Raw genomic sequence first — 23,240 nt, forward strand, 5'->3', positions numbered from 1 at the left:
GCCTGCGCGAGGGCTGAGGAGCGAGGCCGGAGCCGGCGGGAGGACCGCGGGCCCCGCGGGCAGCCGCGCGGGCCGGGCTCAGGCGATGCGGGTGCCCATGCCGAGGCGCGTGATCGGTATCGCCAGACGCCAGGTGGACACCGCCAGTGCCGCGGCCGCGACGAGCAGCCACAGGGCCGCGCCCATGGGCCACAGCGGACGGTTCGGCGGCTCGCCCAGATCGGTGGGGTAGCCCTCGGCGGAGGGGTCACAGTGATTGTGGTTCGCCGGGTGGGTCGGGGTCGCCGAGGTCCGCATCCCTGTCTTGATCAGCTGCAGGGCGTCGACGTCCTCATCGGATCTCCAGGCCTCGTCCGGATTCACCCTGGGCGATGCCTCCGCCAGCAGCACCACCGGGTTGCCCCACATCAGCGGCTGGGTGAGGTCGAGTCGGACGATGTCCTGGGTGTCCTGCTCGCGGACGCAGACCGGTTCGCCGGTGCTCTCGCCGGCGCTGTACTGGTAGTCCATGTGGTACGTCGTGACCTCCCGCTCCTGGACCAGGAAGATGGCGGAGACGCCCCACGCGATCGGCAGCACGGCGGTCACGCCGAACACGATCACGTAGGCGAGCACGACCGAGCCCAGCTGCCGGTTCGTCAGCGCCGAGAGTCCCAGCCCCAGCGCGGTCACGCACAGCGTCAGCCCCGCGATCACGATCACGAGGCGCAGCATGTACAGCGGGCCCACCCCGCCCAGCAGCGCCATCGGCACCACCGACGGCAGCGCCAGGACCAGGAACGCCAGGCCCGTCAGCCAGCCCGCCAGCAGCTTGCCCAGGACGATCTCCAGCGGGCTCAGCAGGCTGGCCTGCAGCGTCGCAAGGGTCCCGGCGGTGCGGTCGCCGTTGATGGAACCGGCTGACAGTGCGGGGACCACCAGCAGCATCGCGAACATCACCAGCATGATCTGCAGGCTGAAGACGACCGCGGCGATCGGTTCGATGGAACTCCACTGCGAGGAGTACATCGTCGGCGCCAGGGCGAGCACGCCGATGCCGATGAGCGCCAGAGTCCACACGCCGAGCGCGACGTACCAGCGCACGGAGCGGATCCGCTGACGCAGCTCGAGCGAGGTCACCAGCCACAGGCCGCGCGGGCGCAGCGACAGCGTGCCGTTGAGCGGTCGGGTCATCACAGGGCTCCTTCGCGCTGGGCGGCGTCCGAGGCGAGGTAGGCGGCCTCGAGGCGCCCGGTGGCCGGCCCGAAGGACAGCACCTGCGCACGGGCACCGGTGAGATCGGCCAGCAGGCGCGCGGCCGTCGCGTCGTCGGGCAGCTGGACGATCACCTCGGCGTGCCCCGAGGAGCTGCGGTCGGGGCCGACGATCTCGCCGTGGCGCACGCCGAGCCGGCGCAGTGCGTGCTCCAGGGCGCGCTGGTCGAGGGAACAGACGCGCCACGGGCGTGGCCGGTCGGCCAGGTCCCGCACGCTGCTGGCGTCGATCACGCGACCGGAGTCCATGAAGACGACGTGGTCGGCCATCTCCTCGAGCTCGGTGAGGATGTGACTGGAGACGAGCACCGTCGCACCGTCGGCCGCGAGGGACCGCACCACGCGCAGCAGCCGGCGCCGGGAGGCGGGATCCAGGCCGGAGGCCGGTTCGTCGAGGATCAGGACGCTCGGTTCGTGGACCAGGGCCCGGGCCAGGCCCAGGCGCTGCTTCTGCCCGCGGGAGAGGACGTGCGCGGGCTGGCTGGCCAGGGACGCGAGATCCAGCAGCCGCAGCAGCTCGTCGACCCGCCGGCGCAGCCGCTCGGTGGGCAGGAAGTACGCCCGCCCCATCACCTCGAGCACCTCGCCCACGCGCAGCGAATCCCAGGCGCCGAACTGATCGGGCATCCAGCCCACGCGCTCACGCACGGCGGGGGAGTCGGCCGACGGGTCGACGCCGTCGACCAGCACGCGCCCGGCATCCGGGGACAGCAGCGAGGCGAGCATCAACATCAGCGTCGACTTGCCGCAGCCGTTGGGGCCGACGAGCGCCGTCACCGCCCCGCGCGGCGCCGTGAAGGACAGGTCGTGCACGGCCTGCACGCTGCCGAAGGCCCGGCTGACGTGCTCGGCGACGATGCCCGGGCCGCTGGGCACCTCCGGAACGCCGGATGGGCCGGGCGCGGTTCCCCCGGTCAGCGGGGACGTGTTCTCCGTCATGAGCACAGCGTCGCATGCAGCGGCGCGCCGACCAGCTCCGTGGAGAGCACGTTGTGGACACAACCCGTAGAAGGATCGTGAAGAGCCTATGAACAGGGACGTGAGCCGACGAGCGGCTCAGTCGGGGGCGGGCCGCCGGCCACGATCGCGGATCGGGGCCTCATTCCGCCATCGCGGCGTTGCCCTACTCCGCCATCGCGGCGTTGCCCTCCTCCTGGGCCTGGGGGATGCCCTCCTCGGCGGTCAGGCGGCCGATGAAGACCTCCTGGAACGTCGGCATCGCGGCCTCGAGGCCGGCGTTGGCACGGGTGCCGGTATCGGCCTCGGCCGGGTTCTTGGCGGCCTCGACGAAGACGCTGACGTCCACGCCCTTGTCCTTCCAGAACGAGATGAAGGCGTCCTGCGCGTCGACGTGGCCGGGGAAGGAGACGCCCTTCTCGGCCAGCGGCATCTGCCCGTCGACGCTTCCCAGCCAGGTCAGGAGCTTCGCGATGCCCTCCTGCTGGTCGTCGTCGGCCTTGGCGTTGCCCACCGCGACCACGCCGTGGACCAGGGACTTCGCGCCGGCGGGGCCGGCGACCGGTGCGGCCAGGGCCCACTCGAAGGAGTCACCGACCCCGTCGGCGATGTTGGTGAGGTTGTAGGGGCCGGACTGGAACAGGCCGAGCTTGCCCTGAGTGAACAGATCGCGGGTGAAGTCGCCGTTCTCGTTGGTGTCGGCGGCGCTCGGGGCGATCTGGTCGACGTTGATGAGGTCGGCCATGTACTGGAAGGCCTCGATGCCCTCGGGGGAGGCGAAGGTGTACTTGTCGTCCTTCTGCCACTGCGCGCCGTTGGAGGCCAGCATCGGGCCGATGATCGCCTGCCGGTCGGCCTGGGAGTTGAAACCGAACTGCGCGCGGGAGTCGACGTCGAAACCCTCGTCCCCGGGATGGCGCCCCTCGCCGTCGACGGTGAGGGCCTTGCCGGCATCGCGCAGGGGATCGCTCTCGGCCGACGGGTCGAAGCTCAGATTCGCGGGGTCCACGCCCGCGGCCTCGACCAGACCCTTGTTGTAGAACAGCGCGATCGAGTCCCAGATCTGCGGGACGCCCCAGAGCCCGCCGTCGCGGCTGTAGAGGTCCACGACGCTCGGCTCCCACTGCTCGGCCCCGTCGGGCACGACCTCGTTGATATCCAGCAGGTCCTCGGAGTCCTTGTACTGGATGTAGTTCGCGGAGTTCATCCAGTACACGTCGGCCGCATCGCCGCTGGCCACGTCGAGGGGCAGGCGGGTCCAGTAGTCGTCCCAGGGGACGATGTCGATCTCGACGTTCCAGCCCTCCTGCTCGGTGAAGGCCTGGAACGACTCCTCGTAGGCCGCGGCGGCGTTCTCGTCCCACAACCGGAAGGTCAGCGTGCCATTGCCGCCGCCATCGCCGCTGCCCCCGTCGTCACTCGAGGGGGAGCAGGCGGCCGCGGTCCCGAGCAGGCCGGCGGCGGTGAAGGTCGAGAGCAGGGTGCGGCGGGTCAGCATGGGGAAGGTCCTTCCGGGGCCTGGGAACAGCGCGGAGCAGTCCCCATTATCGCGCGGGGACAGCGGGGCGGTCGGATCTGTGGCGGTGTATGTCGCGGGGTCTGGGGAGGGTTGACGCGAGGATGCCGGGTCCGGGGAGGGGTGGCACGAACATGTAGCTCAGCGGCACGCGACCCCCGTATACGGAGGGCAGATGCTCCTCTACTACAGGTTCGTGCCAACGCCACCCGGCTACCCCAGCCCGCCCGCCGCCCGCGGACCACTCCGGCCACCCCAGCCGGCCCTCAGCGCAGGGTGGTCTCGCCGACCGAGCGGGTGATCTGCTTCTGGAACACGACCATGAGGATCACCAGCGGGAGCATCGCCAGGGTCGTCCCGGCCATCACCAGGGTCCAGTTGTTGTTGTACTGCGACTGCAGCGCGGAGGTCGCCACGGTGATGGTGCGCCACTCGGGGCCGGAGGTGATCACCATCGGCCACATGAAGTTGTTCCAGTGGGTGACCACGGTGATGAGGATCAGGGTCACGATGATCGGCCGATTCAGCGGGACCACCAGGTGCCACAGCAGGCGCAGGGTGCCGGCGCCGTCGATGCGCATGGCGTCCATCAGCTCGGTCGGGACGCCGCGGAAGTTCTCCCGCAGCAGGAAGATCGCGTACGGGGAGCCGAGCACGAACGGCAGCACCAGCGCCCAGAACGTGTTGCGCAGCCCGGCCTCGCTCATCATCAGGTACAGCGGCACCACCACGACCACCTGCGGCACCATCAGCGTGGCCACGTACACCCAGAACAGCAGGTCACGGCCGGGAAAGCGCAGCAGCGCGAAGGCGTAGGCGGCCAGCACCGAGAACACCATCTGCCCGGCCAGGATCACCGCGACCATCTGCACCGTGACCACCACGGGGGTCACGAACCCGTCGGAGGAGGTGAACAGGCCCACGAAGTTCTCCAGCGTCGGCGGGGCCGGGATGCTCAGCGGCCCCTGCTGGGCGAACTGCTGGGAGGAGGTGAAGGCCGTCATCACCGAGACCAGGAACGGGCCGAGGGTGACGGCGGCCGCGAGGGCGAGCACCAGGTAGGTGCCCGCGTAGCTCAGGGCGCGTCGTGCGTGCATGGTCTCCTCCCCTCAGCTCATGTCGTAGGTGATGCGGCGGGCGAAGTAGCGCTGCTGGATGAGGGTGATGATCACCAGCAGCACGAACAGGATCACGGCGACCGCACTGGCCCGGCCCAGCCGGGAGGCGCCGAAGCCCTCGTTGTACACCAGCGAGGCGATCACCTCGGTGCGGTGCTGGGGCCCGCCGCCGGTGAGGGCGAAGACCATGTCGAACACCTGGAAGCTGGCGACGACCTGGGTCACGGCCAGGAAGAACGTCGTCGGCCGCAGCAGCGGGATCGTCATGTGCCACATCGAGGCCCAAGGACCGGCGCCGTCGAGCCGGGCGGCCTCGTAGATCGAGGTGGGGATGCGCGAGAGCCCGGCCTGGAAGAACAGCGAGATGTAGCCGACGTTCTGCCAGATCGCCACGAACGCCACCGCGGGCAGGGCCAGGCTCGGGTCCGTCAGCCACTCGATGCGCATGCCCAGGATCTGGTTCGCGGCACCGACGGAGGGCTGGAAGATCCATTTCCACACCACGCCCAGGGCCAGCGGCGCGCACACCCAGGGGATCACCACGATCACCCGCACCACCGCCGACCCCGGCACGGCTCTGACCAGCTGCGAGGCCAGCGCCAAGCCCAGCGCCATCGAGACCGGCACGGAGATCAGCGTGAACAGTGCCGTGACGATGAGGGAGTTGGCCAGGGCGCCGCTGCTGAGCAGCGTCGAGTAGTTCTGAAGGCCGACGAAGTCCCGGGTGCCCAGCAGATCCCAGCGGAACAGGGAGACCACGAAGGCCAGGACGACGGGCAGGATCAGGAAGGCGGTCACGCCGATCAGGCTCGGCGCGATCAGCAGCCACCCCAGCAGGGGCCGACGAGCGTTCACCGAGCCCCCTCGCGAGAAGCTGTGTTGTCCACGATCACCGGGACAACTTATTACAGCTGGCCTCGGCGGTGGGGAGGGGCAGTCTCGAGCGCCCCCGACGGTTCGACGCGCGGTGTCGCCGCGCCCGTTCCCCCGGAACGTTGCAGCGCTGACACGTTCCGGGGGAATGGGAGCCGTGTCGGCACGCTCGTCCTGGTGCTGGCACGCGCCCGCCGTGCTGGCACGCGCCCGCCGTGCTGGCACGCCCCGCCGTGTCGGCGCGCTCGCCATGATGCGCCTCTGACACCGAGGTCCGCGGCCTCCCCGGCGCGGCCCTCGATTAGGCTTCCCCCATGAGCTCAGCGACGGACACCGAGGCCTCCAGCGGCGCCGACCAGGGCGGGATTGACCAGCGGCACGGCGTTCCGGGCAGCGTTGAACAGGGCAGCACCGAACACGGCATCACTGACCAGGGTCGCGACCCGCACGCCTCGATCTACGACCACGGCTTCGTGCGTGTGGCCGCCGTGACCCTGCCCGTCGCGCTCGCCGATCCCGCGACCAACGCCGAGCGGCACCTCGAGGTGCTCCGCGATCTGCACGACCAGCAGGTCGGTCTGGCCGTGTTCCCCGAGCTCTCTCTGAGCGGCTACTCCCTCGACGACCTGGTGATGCAGGAGCCGCTGCTCGATGCCGTCGAGGCCGCGGTCGCCACCCTGGTCGAGGCCAGCCGTGAGCTGCTGCCGATCATCGTCGTCGGCGCCCCGCTGCGGCTGCCCCACCGCAGTCGGGTCTTCAACGCCGCGATCACCATCCACCGGGGGGAGATCCTCGGCGTCACCGCCAAGCAGTACCTGCCCACCTACCGCGAGTTCTACGAGCGCCGCTGGTACGCGGCGGGCGATGACGTGCCCGGCGGGATGCTGCGGATCGGGGGTCACGACGCGGTGATCTTGCAGGGCCAGATCATCCCGGTGCCCGACGTGCCGGGGCTGAACCTGTTCGTGGAGATCTGCGAGGACATGTGGGTGCCGATCCCGCCGTCGGCCGAGGCTGCGCTCGCCGGCGCCACGGTGCTGGTGAACCTCTCCAGCTCCCCCATCACCATCGGACGGGCCGACGAGCGCAAGCTCCTGGCCCGCTCCGCCTCCGACCGCTGCCAGGCCGCGTACATCTACGCCGCCGCCGGCGAGGGCGAGTCGACCACGGATCTGGCCTGGGACGGGCAGACGTTCGTGTACGAGTGCGGTGACCTGCTGGGGGAGTCCCAGCGGTTCCCGCAGGGCCCGCGCGCCACCGTCGTCGACGTCGACCTCGAGCACATCGTCGCCGAGCGCCGGCGCCAGAACACCTTCGACGACAACCGCCGCAACCTCGCCGAGCCCATCGACCACTACACCTACGGGCCGGAGACGTACCTCTTCGGGGGCGCTCCGGCCGACGGGGCGGGCTCGCCATCGCCCGCTGCGTCCCCCGCGACCGGCCCTCTGCGTCGGCCGCACCGGCGTTTCCCCTTCGTGCCCGACGACCCGGCCCGCCTGGCCCAGGACTGCTACGAGGCCTACAACATCCAGGTCGCGGGGCTGGTGCGTCGGCTCAGCGCGATCGGCGGGGACAAGCCCGGCGGCACGCGTCCTGTCATCGGGGTCTCCGGTGGCCTGGATTCCACGCACGCGCTGATCGTGTGCGCGCAGGCCATGGACCGCCTGGGCCGCGACCGCTCCGAGATCCTGGCGTACACGATGCCCGGCTTCGCCACCGGAGAGACGACACGCTCCAACGCCGAGCTGCTCTCGAAGGCGATCGGCGCGAGCTTCGAGACCATCGACATCCGGCCGGCCTGCACCCAGATGCTGCAGGACATGGGCCATCCCTTCGGCCGGGGCGAGGAGGTCTACGACGTCACCTTCGAGAACGTCCAGGCCGGCATGCGCTACGACTATCTCTTCCGCCTGGCCAACCATCACGGCGGCATCGTCGTCGGCACCGGCGACCTCTCCGAGCTGGCGCTGGGCTGGGCGACCTACGGTGTGGGCGACCAGATGTCCCACTACGGCGTCAACGCCGGCGTGCCCAAGACGCTGATCCAGCACCTGATCCGCTGGGTGATCTCCGAGGGACTGTTCGACCAGTCGACCGCGGACCTCCTGCAGGCGGTCCTGGACACCGAGATCACCCCGGAGCTGATCCCCACCCGCGAAGGGGAGGAGGCGCAGACCACCGAGGGCTCGATCGGGCCCTACGCGCTGCACGACTTCGCGCTCTACCACCTGCTGCGCCGCGGCTATGGGCCGGCGAAGATCGCCTACCTCGCCCATCAGATGTGGGGTGACGCCGAGGCCGGCGAGTGGCCCGCCGGATACGCCGAGGCGGACAAGCGCGCCTACTCCCGCGACGAGATCAAGCACTGGCTGACCGTGTTCACGCGCCGCTTCTTCGCCAACCAGTTCAAGCGCTCCGCCGTGCCCAACGCGCCGAAGGTCCTCGCCGGCGGCTCCCTGTCCCCGCGCGGCGACTGGCGGATGCCCTCGGACGTCACTGCGAAGGCCTGGCTCGCCGAGATCGAGCGCGAGGTGCCCGGGGACGCCTGAGCGGCGGCGCCCCGGCCTGCTCGCCGGCCTCTCGACTCAGCCCCGCGGCCGGGGCGGCGAGACCAGCCGCGCGGGCCTGCCATCGGCGTCGACCTCGGGCTCGTAGGGCACGTCGCCGACCGCGGCCTGCTCCACCCGCAGTCGCTCCTCCAGCTGGGCGCGCACGGTCGAGTACGCCGGGTCCTCGGCCACGTTGCGCAGCTCCTCGGGATCCTCCTGCAGGTCGTACAGCTCCCAGTACGGCGGGAACAGGTTGCGGCGGGTGCCGGGCAGCCCGAGCCCGTCGTTGTAGAACCGGATCAGCTTGTACCGCCGGGTGCGGATCCCGTAGTGCGCCAGAGCCCCGTGGATTCCGTCGTCGTTCTCCCAGTAGCGGTAGTAGAAGGCGGGATCCTCCTGCGGGGGCAGCTCGTCGCGCAGCGCCTCGAAGAAGCTGGTGCCCTGCATCCCGGGGTCCGGCTCCACGCCGGCGGCGGCGAGGAAGGTGCGGGCGTAGTCCACGTTGGTGACGATCTCCTGGCTGCGCCGGCCGGCGGCCAGCTGCCGCGGATAGCTGAGGATCAGCGGCATCCGGATGGACTCGTCATACATGAAGCGCTTATCGAACCAGCCGTGGTCGCCGAGGAAGAACCCCTGGTCGGACGCGTACGCGTACAGGGTGTCGTCGAACAGGCCGCGCTCGTCGAGCGCAGCGGTGAGCCGGCCGACGTTGTCATCGATCGAGGCGACGCACTCGAGGTAGTCCTGCATGTACCGCTGGTACTTCCATACGGCGAGCTGCTCGTGGTCGAGCCCCTCGGGCGGGTACTGCTTGACGTCCTCGAGGGTGAGGTGGTCGGCGATGCGCATGGCCGCGCGGTGGGCGGCCTCCCCGCGGGTGGCGTAGTCGTCGTGGAAGGTCGACGGCAGGGGGATCGGGTCGGCGTACAGGCCGCGATGGGCCTCGTCGGGCTCCCAGGGCCGGTGCGGGGCCTTGTGGTGGACGAGCAGGCACCAGGGCTCGTTCGGCGCCTCGGCCTCCCAGTCCCCGATCCACTCCAGCGCCAGATCGGTGATGACGTCGGTCGTGTACCCGGTGCGCTGGATATCCCCGTCGGCGGTGCGGAAGACGGGATCGAAGTACTCGCCCTGGTCGTGGAGGATCTCCCAGCGGTCGAAGGCGCGCGGGGCATGCTCGGGGCCCTCGCCCAGATGCCACTTGCCGACGATCCCGGTGCGGTACCCCTCCTCGTGCAGGCGCGAGACGAAGGTGGGCAGCGAGGAATCCATCGGCGTGGACAGCGTGGTCACGCCGTTGACGTGGCTGTGGGTCCCGGTGAGGATCGAGGCGCGGCTCGGGGTGCAGATGGAGTTGGTGCAGAAGCAGTCCTCCATCACCCAGCCGCGCTCGGCGAGCTCATCCAGGTGCGGGGTGCGATTGACGACGGACCCGTAGGCACCGATGGCGTGGGCGGCATGGTCGTCGGTGAGGACCATGAGGATGTTGGGACGGCGGGCGGGTGCGGGCGCGGCCGACGGGGAGGGCGCGGCCGACCGGGAGGGCGCGGCCGACGAGGGCGCGGGATGCGGATCTGCTGCGGGTGTCATGGCGACTCTCCGGATCGGAATCGGGATCGGGGGACGGTCGGGTCAGGAGTCCTCGACGCTCAGCTCGCCGGCGCGCGCGACCTCGCCGTACCAGCGGGCGCTGGGCTTGATCTCGCGTTCGAAGGTGTCGGGATCCCAGCTGAGCAGACCGAAGGTGGGGCGGAACCCGCTGGCCCACTCGTAGTTGTCCAGCAGCGACCAGTACTGGTAGCCGCGCACGTCGATGCCGTCCTCGATCGTGCGGTGGATGCCCTCCAGGGCACCCTGGACGTAGGCGCGGCGGCGCGTGTCGTCGGCGGTGGCGATGCCGTTCTCCGTGATCATGATCGGCACGTTGCCGCTGAGCTCCCAGGCGCTGCGGATTCCCAGCTCCGAGGCGGGCGGGAAGAACTCCCAACCGGTCAGCGTGGTCTCGACGCCCTCGGCCACCGGGATCGGGCCGTCGGGTCCGATGAAGGTGCGGGTATAGGCCTGCACGCCCAGGAAGTCGTCCCCGGCGGAGTTCTCGAGGTACCAGAAGTCGCGCGGGTAGCCGTACTCCTGGAGCTTCTCCTGGCTGCCCTCCTCGCCCGTGGCATGGAAGGCCTGGGTGGCCACGGTCCAGCCCGAGAGGATGTCGCCGCGGCCCGAGAGCACCTCGCGGGATGCCCGGTGGGAGGCCAACAACTGGTCGGCGACGTGGAGGTCGGGGAAGGCGAGGCCGTGGGCGACGAGGTTCTCGGCCTTCTCGCCGCCGGCGAGCATCGCGGCGATGTTGGGCTCGTTGATCGTGCACACGTAGCGCACGTCGTCCAGGATCGGCAGCACCGTCTCGGTGTAGTGGGCGAACAGCTCGGGGGCGTCGTCGGCCCGCCAGAACCCGTCGCGGTCGAACCACCGCGGCACCGTGAAGTGCAGCAGGGTCACGATCGGCTCGACGCCGTGCTCGAGGCAGGTGTCGATCATGCGGCGGTAGTGGGCCAGCTCCGCCTTGGAGACGACGCCGCGCTCGGGCTCGATGCGCGCCCATTCGATGCTGAAGCGGTAGGAGTTCAGCCCCAGCTCGGCGAGGATGCGGATGTCCTCCTCGAACCGGTGGTAGCTGTCGGCCGCGTCACCGCTGGGCTCGACGACGTGGGTGTCCGGGCGGTGCTCCATCTCCCACCAGTTCGAATTGATGTTGTTGCCCTCGATCTGGTGAGCGGCGGTGGCGGCGCCCCAGAGGAAGCCGTCGGGGAAGCGGAGCGTGGACATGGGTCTCCTGTCGTGGGTGTCGGGGTCGGTCAGGCGCCGTGGACGCGCCCGGGGTTGGGGATCGCGTCGAGCAGGCGGATCGTGTACTCGTCGCGCGGCTGCCGCATCACCTGCGCGGTGGGGCCCTGCTCGACCACCCGGCCCTCGTGCAGCACGAGGATGTCGTCGGTGATCAGACGGGCGCTGAGCAGGTCGTGCGTGATGTACAGCAGCGACATGCCGGTGCGCTCGCGCAGGTCGCGCAGCAGCGCGAGCACACCGGCCCGCAGGGAGACGTCGAGCATCGAGACGGGCTCGTCGGCGATGATCACCTGCGGGTCCGCGGCCAGCGCCCGGGCGATCACCACACGCTGGCGCTGCCCGCCCGAGAGCTGATGGGGGAGCTTCTTGGCGTACTGCTCGACCGGCGTGAGGCCGACGGTCTCCAGCAGCTCGAACACGCGCCGGCGGGCGCCGTCGCGATGGACGTCGGTGAGGTTGGCGATCGCCCTGCTGAGGGTGTACTCGACCGTGTTCAGCGGGTTCAGGGCCGAATACGGATCCTGGAACACCATCTGCACGGTGCGCCGCAGATCCCGCAGCCCGCCCCGGCGCAGCGCACCGACGTCGACCGGTCCCAGCTGGATGCTGCCCTCGGTGGGCTTCTCGACCCCGGTGATCATCCTCGCCAGCGTCGACTTCCCGCTGCCGGACTGCCCGACCAGCGCCGTGGCCCCGCCCGGGGCGAGCGTGAAGCTGACGTCGTCGACCGCGAGCACGGGCGCGGCGCGGCGCCGGGGCGGGGCGTAGCGCTTGGTCACGCCCTGGACGCGGAGCTCGGGGCCGTCAGGGACGGCCGGGCCCGAACGGCGTGCGGAGCCGGCGACGCCCGGTGCCGGCCCGTCGGCCGTCGATCCGGGATGCGGCGGCGGGGCCGACGGGGGGTGCTCGGCCGGCGGATGGTGCTCGGCCGACGGATGGTGCTCGGCCGACGGGCCATTCCCGGCCGGCGGCGCCTCACCGTGCGGGGAGGTGGCGCGCAGCTCGGGCGCCTCGAGCCCGGGCAGCGAGACGTGCTCGGCGCGGGGATCGGCGAAGTGGCTCAGCAGCATCTGGGTGTACTCGTGCTGCGGCCGGTGGAGGATCTCGGCGCTGGGGGCGTCCTCGACGATGCGGCCGTCGTGCATGACCAGCACGCGGTGCGCTGACTCGAGCACCACCCCCAAGTCATGGCTGATGAGGATGGCGGTGAAGCCCTCCTCGGCCTGCAGCGCCCGGATGGTGTCCATCACCGCGTGCTGGACCAGGACGTCCAGCGCGGTCGTGGGCTCGTCGAAGACCATCAGCTGCGGCTCCAGCGAGAGGGCGAGCGCGATGGTGATGCGCTGGCGCATGCCGCCGGAGAGCTCGAAGGGGTACCGGTCCAGCACCTCCGGGCCCAGGGACACCCGGCCCACGAGCTCCTCGGCCCGCTGGTCGCGGCGGCCGCTCGCGACATGTCCGTGGGCGGCGAAGATGTCGTGGAAGTGCTTGCGGATGGTGCGCACCGGGTTCAACGTGTTCATCCCGGCCTGCAGCACCATCGCGAAGCCGCCCTGGCGCTGTGTGCGCAGGGCCTCCTGGCTCATGTGGGCGATGTCGACCTCGCCGAACATCACCCGGCCGCCCTCGATGCGGGCAGGCGGCTTGGCCAGTGCCGTCAGCGCGAAGCCCAGGGTGGACTTGCCGGAGCCGGATTCCCCCACCAGGCCGATGAACTCCCCGCGGCCGACGTCGAACGAGACGTCCTTGACCGCATGGGTGGGGCGTGCCCCCACCGGTTCGTAGACGACGGAGAGGTTCTGGACGCTGAGCAGGGGTTCGACTTCTGCCGTGGTGTGCTGCGTCGTGATCGGAGCGGTGCTCATCGCCCGGTGCTCCCTTCCCGCAGACGGGGATTGCTGATCCCGTCGATGCCGAAGTTGATGAGGGTTAGGGAGGTGGCCAGCAGGGCGATGCACAGGCCCGGGGCGAACAGCAGCGCCCACTGACCGGTCAGCATGGCGTTGGAGTTCTGGGCCCAATAGATCATCGTGCCCCAGCTGACCACCGTGGAATCGCCCAGCCCGAGATACTCGAGCCCGGCCTCGGCGAGGATCGCGGCGGTGGCGGAGCCGAAGAAACCGCCGGCGATGATGGAGGTCATGTTCGGGAGGATCTCGCGGAAGATGATCCGCGGCGCCCGCTCGCCGGAGAACCGGGCAGATTCCACGAAGTCGCGGCTGCGCAGGGTGCGTGTCTGGCTGCGCAGCACGCGGGCTCCCCACGCCCACCCGGTGACGGCGATGACCACGATGATCACGGAGATGCCGCCGTTGCTGAGATACGTGGCGACGACGATCATCAGCGGCAGGCCGGGGATGACGAGGAACAGGTTGACGATGAAGTTGACGACGTCGGCCAGGATCCCGCGCATGTACCCCCAGGTGAGGCCGATGATCACGGAGATCACCGTGGAGATGCCGCCGGCCCCGAAGCCCACCACGAGGGAGATCCGGGCGCCGTAGATGACCTGACTGAGCACGTCCTCCCCGGCGGCCGTGGTGCCCAGCCAGTGCTGGGCGGAGGCGTCGAGGTTGCGCTCGAAGGTGTTGTCCTTGGGATCGTAGGGGGCCAGCAGCGGCGCCAGCACGGCCAGCACCACGAAGATACCCAGGATGATCAGGCCGATGCGGGCCTTGCGGTTGCCCCAGATGGTGCGCAATCCGCCGGCGAGGGCCGCCAGGGCGGGGTGGCGCTGCGCGGTGGCGTCGGCCGCAGCGGCGGATCCGCGGTCGCCGGGAGCCCCGTGGTCGCCGGTGGGCCCGTGGTCGCCGGCTGGTCCGTGGTCGCCGGCTGGTCCGGGGCGGCCGACGGGGCTCGGGCTCCCGTCGGGTCCGGAACGGCCGGCGGGGCTGGTTCCTGCGGGACTGCTCGCCCCGACGGGGCCGGCCGTCCCAGGAGCGTCCTCGCCCCCGGGATTCGATGGGGTGCGGTCGGTGGGTGCGTTCATCGCCTCGTCCTCGGGTCGAGAATGCCGTACAGGATGTCCACGAGCAGGTTCGCCACCAGGACGCTGACCGTGATCATCAGGAAGATCGCCTGCATCAGCGGGTAGTCCTGGCCGGTCACCGCGTTGAACAGGAGGAACCCGATCCCCGGGTAGCCGAAGACCTGCTCGACGAGGATCGAGCCGCCCACGACCCCGCCCAGGGCCATGCCGAAGCCGGTCAGGTTCGGCAGGATCGCGTTGCGCGCCGCGTACTTCAGCGCCACCGTGCGCCCGGGGATGCCGTTGGCCTCCGCGAAGGTCACGTGGTCCTCGCCGAGGGTGGTGATCATGGCGTTGCGCATGCCGATGATCCAGGCGCCCAGCGACGTGATCAGCATCGTGAAGGCAGGCAGGGCCGCGTGGTAGATCGCATCGAGCACGAACTCGAGGGAGAGTCCCGGCACGGTGGTGGCGGAGTACGCCCCGAAGGTCGGGAACAGGTGCAGCACGTATCCCAGCAGGAACAGCAGCAGCAGCGCGGTCCAGAAGTAGGGGAAGGTGTTGATGAAGCTGCCGCCGACGGTGGGCAGGGCATCCAGCCAGGTGCCGCGCTTCCACGCCGAGAGCACACCGATCAGGGTGCCGATGACGAAGGCCGCGACGGTCACGAGGCCCACGAGGATCAGCGTGTACGGCAATGCCTGGGAGACCAGACCGCTGACGGGCTCGGGGTAGAAGGCGTAGGAGACACCGAAGTCCAGGGAGAAGATCTGGCCCAGATAGTCGACGTACTGCTGGAGGATGTTGCCGTCGGGCACCCCGAGCTGGGCCTCGACCGCGCGCCGCGTCGCCTCGGTGACGGGCCCGTTCTGGGAGAGCTTGGCGATGGCGGCGTCGGCGGGGGAGCCGGGCATCATCCGGGGGAGCAGGAAGTTGATGGTGATGGCGGCCCACAGGGTCAGCAGGAACCATCCCAGGCGTTGCAGGGCGTATCTCATCGGGGGATCACTCGCCTTCCTGGCCGGCGCGGCGCACTCTGGTCAGCACCATCAGCGGTGAGGACCCGTAGGTCTGCAGCGGTGCGTAGGGGTCCTCGGCGGTGGGCCAGCCGGTGAAGCGACCGTCGTTGTACAGGCCCCACAGCCCGCCGTAGTACATGGCGATGACAGGGAGATCCTGGTAGAAGATCCGTTGCAGCTCGTGCAGGATCTCGGTCTGCTCCTCGGTTGCGACCGAGGCGCGGTATCGCGTGATCAGGTCGTCGACCTCGGGATTCTGGTACCGGATGCGATTGTTCTGCGTCTCCTCGCCGATAGGGGCGTAGTACTCGCCCGAGAGCAGGTTCGTGAAGCCCTGGAAGGCGTCGGAGCCGTTCGACGAGCCGCAGGCGACCTGATAGTCGCCGCTGGTCAGGTTCGCCTCGTAGGCGGCGGCCTGCGGCGCGTCGATGGTGACCTCGATGCCGATCGCCCCCAGCTGGCTCTGGACGGCCTGCACGGCCCGCAGCCAGTCGGTGTACCCGTTCGGGGTGGAGAGCGCGAAGGTGAACGGCTCACCCTCCGGGGTGAGCATCGTGGTGCCGTCGTACGTGAACCCGGCCGCTTCGAACGCCTCGATGGCGGCGTCGGTGTCCTGCTGCAGGAAGCCGCGGTCCGGGAGCTCCGGGTTCAGCAGGTCCTCCTGGTTGGGCAGCAGCATCCCGGACTGGCTGGCCGGGCCGGTGTATCCCTCGACGGCGGCCGAGGCGATCTTCTCGCCGTCGATCGCCAGGGCGAGGCCGCGACGGACGTCGGCGCTGTCGAAGGGGGCCACGTCGTGATTCGGATGCAGGCCGATGATCCCGCCGGGCGGGAACCAGTACTTGTTGTGCTCGTTCGCCGCCATCCACGTGTTCTCGACATCGCTCATGTACGAGTACGCCCAGTCGTAACCCTTGGTGACCAGGTCGAGCTGCTCGCTGGCCGCGGGGTAGACGAGGTGGGAGATGTCGATCGACGCGGCCTGCCAGTAGTCCTCGTACCTGTCGAGCGTGTACTGCAGCGAGGTGAAGTTGCCCAGTGCGAACGGCCCGGAGCCGACAGGCTCCTCGTTGCGCCAGGTCGAGGGGTCCTCGACCCCCTCCCACAGGTGCCGGGGGACGATGATCGTCTTGCCGATCACGGGCAGGGCGGGGGTGTCCGGGGCCAGCAGGGTGAAGGTGATGGTGGCCCCGTCGGTCTCGATCGACTCGAGCCGGCCCCACACGCCCGCGGTGTCATTGGCCGGGAACTCCTGGAGCATCCGGAACGTGTAGGCCACGTCGTCGCTGGTCAGCTCGGTGCCGTCGTGCCAGGTGACGCCCTGGCGCAGAGTCATCACGATCTGCTGCGGGTCCGGCTGCTCCCAGTCCTCGGCGAGCCATGGCTCCAGCTCCCCGTCCAGCGGATTGATCCAGATCAGCGGTTCGTAGATGATCGTCGCCGCCGTGCGGGCATTGGACTGGTACGGGTTGAAGTTCGCGGTGAACGTGGGCGTGCCCTTGTCCCCGGCGATGAGCATGGTGTCGTCGCCGATGGTGGGATCGGGCCGGCTCGTGATCTGCAGGGAGCATCCCGAGGCGACGAGCCCGGTGATGCCGAGCGCGCCGCCGGCCAGCAGGGTGCGCCGGCCCAGGTTCAGGTGTGGTGCAGATGCCACGTCGTCACGTCCTCACGCCGTCGTTGTGAACGACTCCGCTCCGTGGGTCGAGGTGCCTCCAGCAGTGGAGACGCCTCCGGGAGCGGAGGTGCAGGGGCCGGTGCCCGCCGCGTCGCGGGAGGAACCTGCCTGCCGGTGTCCGTGCGGACCGGGGCGCCTCCTCCATCACCGGCATCGGCGCTCCGTCGTACGGAACGATGAGACTGTATGCGCTTACATGCCGCTCGTGCAACCCCGGGACGCGGCGGGGTGCCACGCGGCCCCGGCGGGCCGGCCGAGCAGATCGGACCCGGGCCCCGGCGGGCAGATCGGACCCGGGCCCCGGCGGGATCCGTGAGCGCGTTGGTATTCATGCCGTGAAGCAACAGGGTCACGGATCTCGCGGTGCCGTTCGCCGCCGGGAGGGCGCGGTGGCCGTGGCGGTCGCGGGCGTGGGCGGTGCAGCGGGAGCCTGCCCGGGCTCAGGTGGCGGGCGCGGCTCTGCCGCTGCTGTCGCGCAGGAGCACATCGACGGGCAGCTGCAGGTCGAGGGGCTCGGCGTCGGGATCGGCGATGCGCCGCAGCAGGGCTTCGACGGCGCGGATGCCGAGGTCGGTCATGGGCTGGCGCACCGTGGTCAGGCGCGGCCGGCTGTAGCGGGCCTCGTCGATCCCGTCGAAACCGGTGACCACGCACTGCTCGGGCACCCGGATCCCCGCCTCCTGGAGCGCGGCCAGGGCGCCCAGGGCGCTCTGGTCGTTGGCCCCGATCACGGCCCCGGGGGCCCCGCTGCGCAGCTGCTCGCCGAGCGCGTCGTACCCGCCCTGCCAGGAGAAGTCGGCCAGGACGCGGTGCCACGGGCCGTCATGGGACGCCACCGCGTCGCGGAAGCCGAGTTCGCGGGCCGTGGCGTCGGGGGAGTTGGGCGGGCCGGCGAGATAGACCACGGGGCCGGGCGGCTTCACCGTGAGGATGTGCCGTGTCAGGGCGGACATCCCGCCGCGGTTGTCGACCCGCACCGAATCGGTGGCGCCGCGGATCTCGCCCGCGACCAGGACCAGCGGGACGCTGCGGGCGGCGCGTTCGATGAGGTCGTCGGGCACCGTGCGGGAGACCACCGCGAGCCCGTCCACCCGGCCGGTCAGGTCCCGCAGCACCACGTCACGGCTCACGCTGGTGCCGGCCGCGATCAGCAGGGCGTAGCCGTCGCGCCAGGCCGCGGCCTCAGCTCCCTGGACGAGCTGTTCGAAGTAGCGGTTGCGCAGGGGGCCCGCGTGGGAGTCGTCATGGTCCTCGAGGAACTCGACCTCGCCGTCGACGTCCGTCGGCCGGCTGCTGGTGGCGGGGATGTCGTGGCCGGGGATCAGCAGGCCGAGCACCCCCGTTCGGCGGCCGGCGAGCCCTCGCGCGCTCGCGTTGGGGACGTATCCGAGCTCCTGCACGGCCGAGAGGACGCGTTCCCGGGTGCCGGCGGCCACCTTCTCGGGGCCTCGCAGCACCCGCGAGACCGTCGCGATGGACACTCCGGCATGCTCCGCCACGTCATAGACGGTCGGTGACTTCTTCAGCGGCACGACGGATCCTCCGGGGCGGTGCACGAGCTGCACCTCGGGCTGTGGCGGGAACTGTCGCACGGTACCCGAACCCTCGCCCGGTCGATCACCGGCCTACTTCACCGCACCCATCGACAGCCCGCGCACCAGCTGCTTCTGGGCGACCCAGCCGGCGAGGACCACCGGCAGCGAGGCCAGCACCGAGGCGGCGGACAGCCGCGCCAGGAACAGGCCCTCCGAGGTCATGGTGGACATCAGGAAGATCGGCACCGTGGCGGCGTTGGCGGCGGTGAGGTTCAAGGCGAAGAAGAACTCGTTCCACGCGAAGATCACGCAGATCAGCGCGGTCGCCGCGACGCCCGGAGCCACCATCGGCAGCAGCACGGTGCGCATCGTGCGCATCAGCGTGGCCCCGTCGATGGAGGCCGCCTCGAGCACCTCGCCGGGCACCTCGAGGAAGAACGAGCGCATCATCCACACCGCGATCGGCAGATTCATCGCCGTGTACAGCACGATCAGCGTCAGGATGTTGTCCAGGATCCGCAGCTGACCGGCGATGACGTAGATCGGCATGATCACCGCGACCACCGGCAGCATCTTGGTGGAGATGAAGAAGAACAGCACGTCCTGGGTGCGCTTGATGGGGCGGATGCTCACCGCGTACGCCGCCGGCACGGCCAGGATCAGCACCAGCAGCGTGGAGACGCCGGTGGCGATCACCGAGTTGACCAGATAGGAGGCGGCCCCGGAGGAGCCGATGATCGAGGCGTACTGCTCCAGGGTCGGGGTGAAGAAGAAGGTGGGCGGGTTCGAGGCGGCCTGCGACTCCTGCTTGAAGCTGGTCAGCACCATCCACGCCACCGGGGCGAAGAAGATCAGGCCCGCCGCCCAGGCCAGCACGGTCAGCAGGGTTCCGCGGGCCCGCCCCGTCGGCCGTCGCCGCCTGGGCTGGAAGGCGGCCGGTGCAGCGGCGGGGGTGCGCGGGGCGTCGGCGGTGACGGCACTCATGACTGCTCCTTGGAGTTGATGCTGGTGAAGATCAGGCGCAGCGCGAAGGTGGCGATGATGATGGTGGCGATCACCGTGATCACGCCCATCGCGGCGGACTGGCCGATGTCGAAGCCCAGGAACGCCCGCTGGTAGATGTAGAAGGGCAGATTGGCGCTGGCGGTGCCGGGCCCGCCGGCGGTCATGAGGTAGATCTGGTCGAACGTGTTGACCACGTAGATCGCGCCCAGCAGCACCGAGAGCTCGAGGTAGAAGCGCAGGTGCGGCAGCGTGATGTGCACGAACGTCTGCCACGTGGTGGAGCCGTCCATCTGCGCGGCCTCGAGCACGTCACCGGTCTGGGACTGCAGCCCCGCCAGGAGCAGCAGCATCATGAACGGCGTCCACTGCCACACCAGCGCGATGAGGATCGAGAGCAGCGGCAGCTGGCTGGTCCAGTCGATGGGGGAGATGCCCACCAAGGAGATCAGCCAGTTCACCAGCCCGTAGGTGGGGCTGAACATCGAGATCGACCACAGCATCGCCCCGGCCACCGGCATGATGAGGAACGGCGTGATCAGCAGGGTGCGCACGATGCCGCGGCCGGCGAACTTCCGGTCCAGCAGCAGCGCGAGCCCCAGGCCCAGCACCATCGAGACGCCCACGCAGCCCAGCGTGATCAGCACCGAGTTCAGGGCGGCGGTGCGGAAGGTGGAGTCGATGAAGATGTCGAGGTAGTTGCGCAGGCCCACGAACTCCTCGCCCTCTGGGCGCAGCAGGTTGCGGGAGCGCAGTGAGTACCAGATCGTCAGCAGGAACGGGATCTGGGTGCAGATCACCACGAACAGGAACGCGGGCATCAGCGGCAGGCGGCGACGCCACCCGTCGGCCCGGGAGCCCTCCTGCCCGCGCGGTCTGCCTCCGCGGGATCCGTCGGCCGACGGACCTGCCTGCGAGGCGAGTGAACCGGTGCGCCCGGTCCCGCCGGTGCGTGGGGCGTCGGCCGGGGTGTCGGTGGCTGCGCTCATCGCTCAGCCCTCCCATCCGTAGGTGCGGGCGACGGACGAGGCGAAGGTCTGGGACTGTGCCAGCGCCTCGTCGACCGTCTTGGAGCCGGCGATCGCGGCGGAGAACTGCTGGCCCACGCGCGTGCCGAGATCCTGGAACTCGGGGATGACGACGTTCTGCAGCCCGTCGTAGGGCACCTCCACGGTCATCGCGTTCTCCTGGGTGGCGTTCTCCATCGAATCCAGCGTGGGTTCGGCGTAGTTCTGCGAGAGCTCCGCGTACTCGGGGATCTCGTAGGTCGACAGCCGCGAGCCGGGCGGCAGCGCCTCCCAGCTGACCTCGTTGCCCACCAGATCGAAGTAGTCGGGGTGGGTCATCCAGGCGATGAACTCCCAGGCCGCGTCCTTCTTCTGGCTGGTCTCGGGGATCGCCAGCGCCCAGGAGTACAGCCAGCCGGCGTACTCGGTCCTCTCCGTCGGCCCCAGCGCATAGGCGGTCTTGCCGACGACGGTCGAGGAGCTGGGGTTCTCCACCCCGGAGACCATCGAGGAGGCGTCGAACCACATGGCCGCGTTGCCCTGGCTGAACTGGGTCAGGCATTCGCCGAAACCGGAGGTGGCGGCGCCAGGCTGGCCGTAGGAGCGCAGCGTGTCGACGTACATCGAGACCGCCTCGTGGACCTCTTCGGAATCCAGCCGCGGGGCCCAGTCCATGTCGAACCAGCAGCCGCCATAGGTGTTGATCACGGTGCTCATCGGCGCGAGGTTCTCGCCCCACCCGGCCAGGCCGCGCAGCGCGATCCCGGCCATACCGTTGTCGGGATCGTGCAGCGCGGAGGCGAACTCGCGCAGCTGATCCCAGCTGGGCCGCTGCGGCATCTCCAGGCCGGCCTGTTCGAACAGGTCCTGGCGGTAGACCAGGAACGCGCTCTCGCCGTAGAACGGCACCGAGTACATCGAGCCGTCCACAGTGAGGGCATCGCGGATGGTGGGTACGAAGTCCTCGGGGGCGTACCCGTCGGTTCGGGCGATGTAGGGCTCGAGGTCGGTGAGCCAGCCGTTGGGCGCCCACAGCGGGGTCTCGTAGTTGGAGATCATCACCACGTCGAACTCGCCGCCGCCGGAGGCGACCGAGGCGGTGATCTTCGCGCGGGCCTCGTTCTCCGGCAGCGAGACGAAGCGGACGTCGATGTCCGGGTGCTGCGCGGTGAAGTGGTCGATGAGGCTGATCGCGTCCTGCATCTGCGGGTTCGACACGATCGCCACCACGATCGATTCGCGCCCGGCCGACGCGGGGGCGCAGCCGGCCAGGCCCAGCCCGGCGGCGCCGATGCCTGCGGTCAGGCCCGCACCGAGCAGGCTCCGACGGGAGGGCCGGGTGAGAGGGCTGCGTGGTGGTGACGCCTTCGGGGTCGACCCCGCGGCGCGGGTCGAGGCGCCCGGCGGGTGGGCCTCGCGGGGCGGATGTGGTCGGCGGTGTCCCATGCGCTGTTCTCCTCTGAACGGCTCGAGGCTGGAGTCTCGGGGGAGCGGGTCGATCAGGTCTCTCGGGCGCCTCCGGCGTCCGTGCCGCGGGAACGGTCGCTCCGGCGCGACCGCCGCGGACGGCGATGTCTCCGCTGGAGGATGACTGCGGCCGACGGCCTCGCCGGTGCTCACAGATGATCGCTCGAAATGCTCAACTGCGAGTGAGCGTAGTCATATACGCTCACGTGAGCAACAGTTGGGCGACAGATGATCGCTATCCCCAGGTGGCAGGAGGTGCCGGCATGGCGCAGGATGATGCGGCGGTGAGCGAGGTGGCGCCGGCCGGCGACCGCTCCGAGGCGACCACTGTGTCCGGCTCCCTCAAGGCCGCCCTGGCGACCGAGTACTACATCGATGGCCTGTCCAAGGTCGAGATCGCCCGACGGCACGAGCTGTCCCGCTTCCAGGTGGCCCGGCTGTTGGACGAGGCGCGCGACGAAGGCATCGTGCGTATCGAGATCGTCGACCCCGCGGCCGCCGGCCATGACCACGCTCAGCTTGCCCAGCAGCTGGGCATCGCCTCGGTCACAGTCGCCGCGGCCCGCCCCGGCGAATCGATGCGCGCCGCCATCGCCCGGCAGGTGGCCCGGCTGCTGCCCACCCGCCTGCGCGAGGGCGGCCGGCTCGGCGTGGCCTGGTCCCGGACCCTCATGCACCTTCCCGAGTCGCTGGACTCGCTGCCTCCGGCCGACATCGTCCAGCTGGTCGGTCCGCTCAGCGCCCCCGGCTACTCCACCGCGCACTCCTCGGCCCTCGTCCACACCCTGGGTTCCTTCAGCGGCGGCCAGGTCTGGGCCCTGCCCACGCCGCTGATCGTCGACTCCGCGCAGGTCGCCGCCTCGCTGCGGTCCATGGACGAAGTGCGCACGGCCCTCGATGCGGCCGACAGCCTCGACGTCGCGGTGGTATCCGTCGGGGCCTGGTCCCCGGGGGCCTCGACTCTGTGGGCCCGCCTCGCCGAGAGCGAGCAGCGCCGCGCGCAGGAGGCCGGAGTCGTGGCGGAGACCTGCGGCATCCTGCTGACAGGCACCGGGGCGGTGTGGCACTCCGCGATGGAGGACAGGGTGGTCGGCGTGCGCCCCGACCAGCTGCGCCGGGCCCACGTGATCGCGGCGGCGCCCGCCGTGGGGCGGCCGGAGGCCGTCGTGGCCGCTGCTCGCTCCGGTCTGGTCGATGACATCGTGCTCGCCCCCGACCTTGCCGATCAGGTCGCCGCACTGCTGGAGTGAGGGGCGCCGCGCCGCCGGCGTCCCGGACGGTCGCGTGCCAGGGGTGCGAGTGGGGCAACGCGCCGCCGGCGCCTTGCCCGGCCGCGTACCGGGGGTGCGAGTGAGGGGCGCCGCGCCATCGGCGCGCCGGCCGGCCGCGCCTCGAGGGTGCACGGACCGTTCGATCAGGTGAGCGCGCAGTACTGCTCATCTGACGAGAACGTT

General features: G+C 70.3%; 17 protein-coding genes. 2 read left to right on the plus strand and 15 right to left on the minus strand.

Annotated elements, in window-relative coordinates:
- Nucleotides 1–78: 78 nt before the first annotated feature.
- The 5 genes from ACFQS2_RS10760 to ACFQS2_RS10780 form a co-directional block, all read right to left on the minus strand.
- Nucleotides 79–1,173: an ABC transporter permease gene (locus tag ACFQS2_RS10760; RefSeq protein WP_377018564.1), complete on the minus strand. Its 1,095-nt coding sequence runs from the start codon at nucleotides 1,171–1,173 to the stop codon at nucleotides 79–81.
- On the minus strand, nucleotides 1,173–2,192 hold the full coding sequence (locus ACFQS2_RS10765) for an ABC transporter ATP-binding protein (protein ID WP_377018565.1): 1,020 nt from the start codon (nucleotides 2,190–2,192) through the stop codon (nucleotides 1,173–1,175). The genes ACFQS2_RS10760 and ACFQS2_RS10765 overlap by 1 nt, the downstream gene beginning before the upstream one ends.
- A 184-nt stretch (nucleotides 2,193–2,376) precedes the next feature.
- The gene (locus tag ACFQS2_RS10770) at nucleotides 2,377–3,708 is read right to left on the minus strand and encodes an extracellular solute-binding protein (protein WP_377018566.1); all 1,332 of its coding nucleotides are present in this window, start codon (nucleotides 3,706–3,708) and stop codon (nucleotides 2,377–2,379) included.
- Between the two features lie 284 nt (nucleotides 3,709–3,992).
- Nucleotides 3,993–4,823: a carbohydrate ABC transporter permease gene (locus ACFQS2_RS10775; protein WP_377018567.1), complete on the minus strand. Its 831-nt coding sequence runs from the start codon at nucleotides 4,821–4,823 to the stop codon at nucleotides 3,993–3,995.
- A gap of 12 nt (nucleotides 4,824–4,835) precedes the next feature.
- A complete protein-coding gene (locus tag ACFQS2_RS10780; RefSeq protein ID WP_377018568.1) occupies nucleotides 4,836–5,699 on the minus strand; it encodes a carbohydrate ABC transporter permease in 864 nt (287 codons plus the stop codon).
- 332 nt (nucleotides 5,700–6,031) lie between these two features.
- Between ACFQS2_RS10780 and ACFQS2_RS10785 the strand changes: the two genes are divergently transcribed.
- Nucleotides 6,032–8,269: an NAD(+) synthase gene (locus ACFQS2_RS10785; protein WP_377018569.1), complete on the plus strand. Its 2,238-nt coding sequence runs from the start codon at nucleotides 6,032–6,034 to the stop codon at nucleotides 8,267–8,269.
- A gap of 36 nt (nucleotides 8,270–8,305) precedes the next feature.
- On the opposite strand, the gene ACFQS2_RS10790 is transcribed toward ACFQS2_RS10785, so the two are convergent.
- The 10 genes from ACFQS2_RS10790 to ACFQS2_RS10835 form a co-directional block, all read right to left on the minus strand.
- Nucleotides 8,306–9,856 carry a sulfatase gene (locus ACFQS2_RS10790; protein ID WP_377018570.1) on the minus strand — a complete coding sequence of 517 codons (1,551 nt, stop codon included), beginning with the start codon at nucleotides 9,854–9,856 and terminating at the stop codon, nucleotides 8,306–8,308.
- 42 nt (nucleotides 9,857–9,898) lie between these two features.
- Nucleotides 9,899–11,089 carry a glycoside hydrolase family 1 protein gene (locus tag ACFQS2_RS10795; RefSeq protein WP_377018571.1) on the minus strand — a complete coding sequence of 397 codons (1,191 nt, stop codon included), beginning with the start codon at nucleotides 11,087–11,089 and terminating at the stop codon, nucleotides 9,899–9,901.
- Between the two features lie 29 nt (nucleotides 11,090–11,118).
- Nucleotides 11,119–12,975 (minus strand): ABC transporter ATP-binding protein, encoded by a 1,857-nt coding sequence (locus ACFQS2_RS10800; RefSeq protein WP_377018573.1) that lies wholly within the window; start codon nucleotides 12,973–12,975, stop codon nucleotides 11,119–11,121.
- Nucleotides 12,972–14,099 carry an ABC transporter permease subunit gene (locus ACFQS2_RS10805; RefSeq protein ID WP_377793772.1) on the minus strand — a complete coding sequence of 376 codons (1,128 nt, stop codon included), beginning with the start codon at nucleotides 14,097–14,099 and terminating at the stop codon, nucleotides 12,972–12,974. The genes ACFQS2_RS10800 and ACFQS2_RS10805 overlap by 4 nt, the downstream gene beginning before the upstream one ends.
- A complete protein-coding gene (locus ACFQS2_RS10810; protein WP_377018575.1) occupies nucleotides 14,096–15,076 on the minus strand; it encodes an ABC transporter permease in 981 nt (326 codons plus the stop codon). Before ACFQS2_RS10810 ends, ACFQS2_RS10805 begins: the two co-directional genes overlap by 4 nt.
- Nucleotides 15,077–15,083: 7 nt before the next feature.
- Nucleotides 15,084–16,754, minus strand: a complete 1,671-nt coding sequence (locus ACFQS2_RS10815; protein ID WP_377793773.1) for an ABC transporter substrate-binding protein — start codon at nucleotides 16,752–16,754, stop codon at nucleotides 15,084–15,086.
- A 461-nt stretch (nucleotides 16,755–17,215) separates the two neighbouring features.
- Nucleotides 17,216–18,307 (minus strand): LacI family DNA-binding transcriptional regulator, encoded by a 1,092-nt coding sequence (locus ACFQS2_RS10820; protein WP_377018577.1) that lies wholly within the window; start codon nucleotides 18,305–18,307, stop codon nucleotides 17,216–17,218.
- 93 nt (nucleotides 18,308–18,400) lie between these two features.
- Nucleotides 18,401–19,294, minus strand: a complete 894-nt coding sequence (locus tag ACFQS2_RS10825) for a carbohydrate ABC transporter permease (protein WP_377793774.1) — start codon at nucleotides 19,292–19,294, stop codon at nucleotides 18,401–18,403.
- Nucleotides 19,291–20,301, minus strand: a complete 1,011-nt coding sequence (locus ACFQS2_RS10830) for a carbohydrate ABC transporter permease (protein WP_377793775.1) — start codon at nucleotides 20,299–20,301, stop codon at nucleotides 19,291–19,293. The genes ACFQS2_RS10825 and ACFQS2_RS10830 overlap by 4 nt, the downstream gene beginning before the upstream one ends.
- A gap of 3 nt (nucleotides 20,302–20,304) precedes the next feature.
- A complete protein-coding gene (locus ACFQS2_RS10835) occupies nucleotides 20,305–21,765 on the minus strand; it encodes an ABC transporter substrate-binding protein (protein WP_377793776.1) in 1,461 nt (486 codons plus the stop codon).
- Nucleotides 21,766–22,049: 284 nt separating this feature from the next.
- Between ACFQS2_RS10835 and ACFQS2_RS10840 the strand changes: the two genes are divergently transcribed.
- A complete protein-coding gene (locus ACFQS2_RS10840; protein WP_377018581.1) occupies nucleotides 22,050–23,036 on the plus strand; it encodes a sugar-binding transcriptional regulator in 987 nt (328 codons plus the stop codon).
- Nucleotides 23,037–23,240: the final 204 nt, after the last annotated feature.

It is taken from the genome of Brachybacterium sp. GCM10030267 (assembly GCF_042666875.1).
GTDB lineage: Bacteria > Actinomycetota > Actinomycetes > Actinomycetales > Dermabacteraceae > Brachybacterium.

Coding starts and splice junctions, on each gene's coding strand:
- ACFQS2_RS10760 (WP_377018564.1), bottom strand. CDS start 1,173: ATGACCCGACCGCTCAACGGCACGCTGTCGCTGCGCCCGCGCGGCCTG.
- ACFQS2_RS10765 (WP_377018565.1), bottom strand. CDS start 2,192: ATGACGGAGAACACGTCCCCGCTGACCGGGGGAACCGCGCCCGGCCCA.
- ACFQS2_RS10770 (WP_377018566.1), bottom strand. CDS start 3,708: ATGCTGACCCGCCGCACCCTGCTCTCGACCTTCACCGCCGCCGGCCTG.
- ACFQS2_RS10775 (WP_377018567.1), bottom strand. CDS start 4,823: ATGCACGCACGACGCGCCCTGAGCTACGCGGGCACCTACCTGGTGCTC.
- ACFQS2_RS10785 (WP_377018569.1), top strand. CDS start 6,032: ATGAGCTCAGCGACGGACACCGAGGCCTCCAGCGGCGCCGACCAGGGC.
- ACFQS2_RS10790 (WP_377018570.1), bottom strand. CDS start 9,856: ATGACACCCGCAGCAGATCCGCATCCCGCGCCCTCGTCGGCCGCGCCC.
- ACFQS2_RS10795 (WP_377018571.1), bottom strand. CDS start 11,089: ATGTCCACGCTCCGCTTCCCCGACGGCTTCCTCTGGGGCGCCGCCACC.
- ACFQS2_RS10800 (WP_377018573.1), bottom strand. CDS start 12,975: ATGAGCACCGCTCCGATCACGACGCAGCACACCACGGCAGAAGTCGAA.
- ACFQS2_RS10805 (WP_377793772.1), bottom strand. CDS start 14,099: ATGAACGCACCCACCGACCGCACCCCATCGAATCCCGGGGGCGAGGAC.
- ACFQS2_RS10810 (WP_377018575.1), bottom strand. CDS start 15,076: ATGAGATACGCCCTGCAACGCCTGGGATGGTTCCTGCTGACCCTGTGG.
- ACFQS2_RS10825 (WP_377793774.1), bottom strand. CDS start 19,294: ATGAGTGCCGTCACCGCCGACGCCCCGCGCACCCCCGCCGCTGCACCG.
- ACFQS2_RS10830 (WP_377793775.1), bottom strand. CDS start 20,301: ATGAGCGCAGCCACCGACACCCCGGCCGACGCCCCACGCACCGGCGGG.
- ACFQS2_RS10835 (WP_377793776.1), bottom strand. CDS start 21,765: ATGGGACACCGCCGACCACATCCGCCCCGCGAGGCCCACCCGCCGGGC.
- ACFQS2_RS10840 (WP_377018581.1), top strand. CDS start 22,050: ATGGCGCAGGATGATGCGGCGGTGAGCGAGGTGGCGCCGGCCGGCGAC.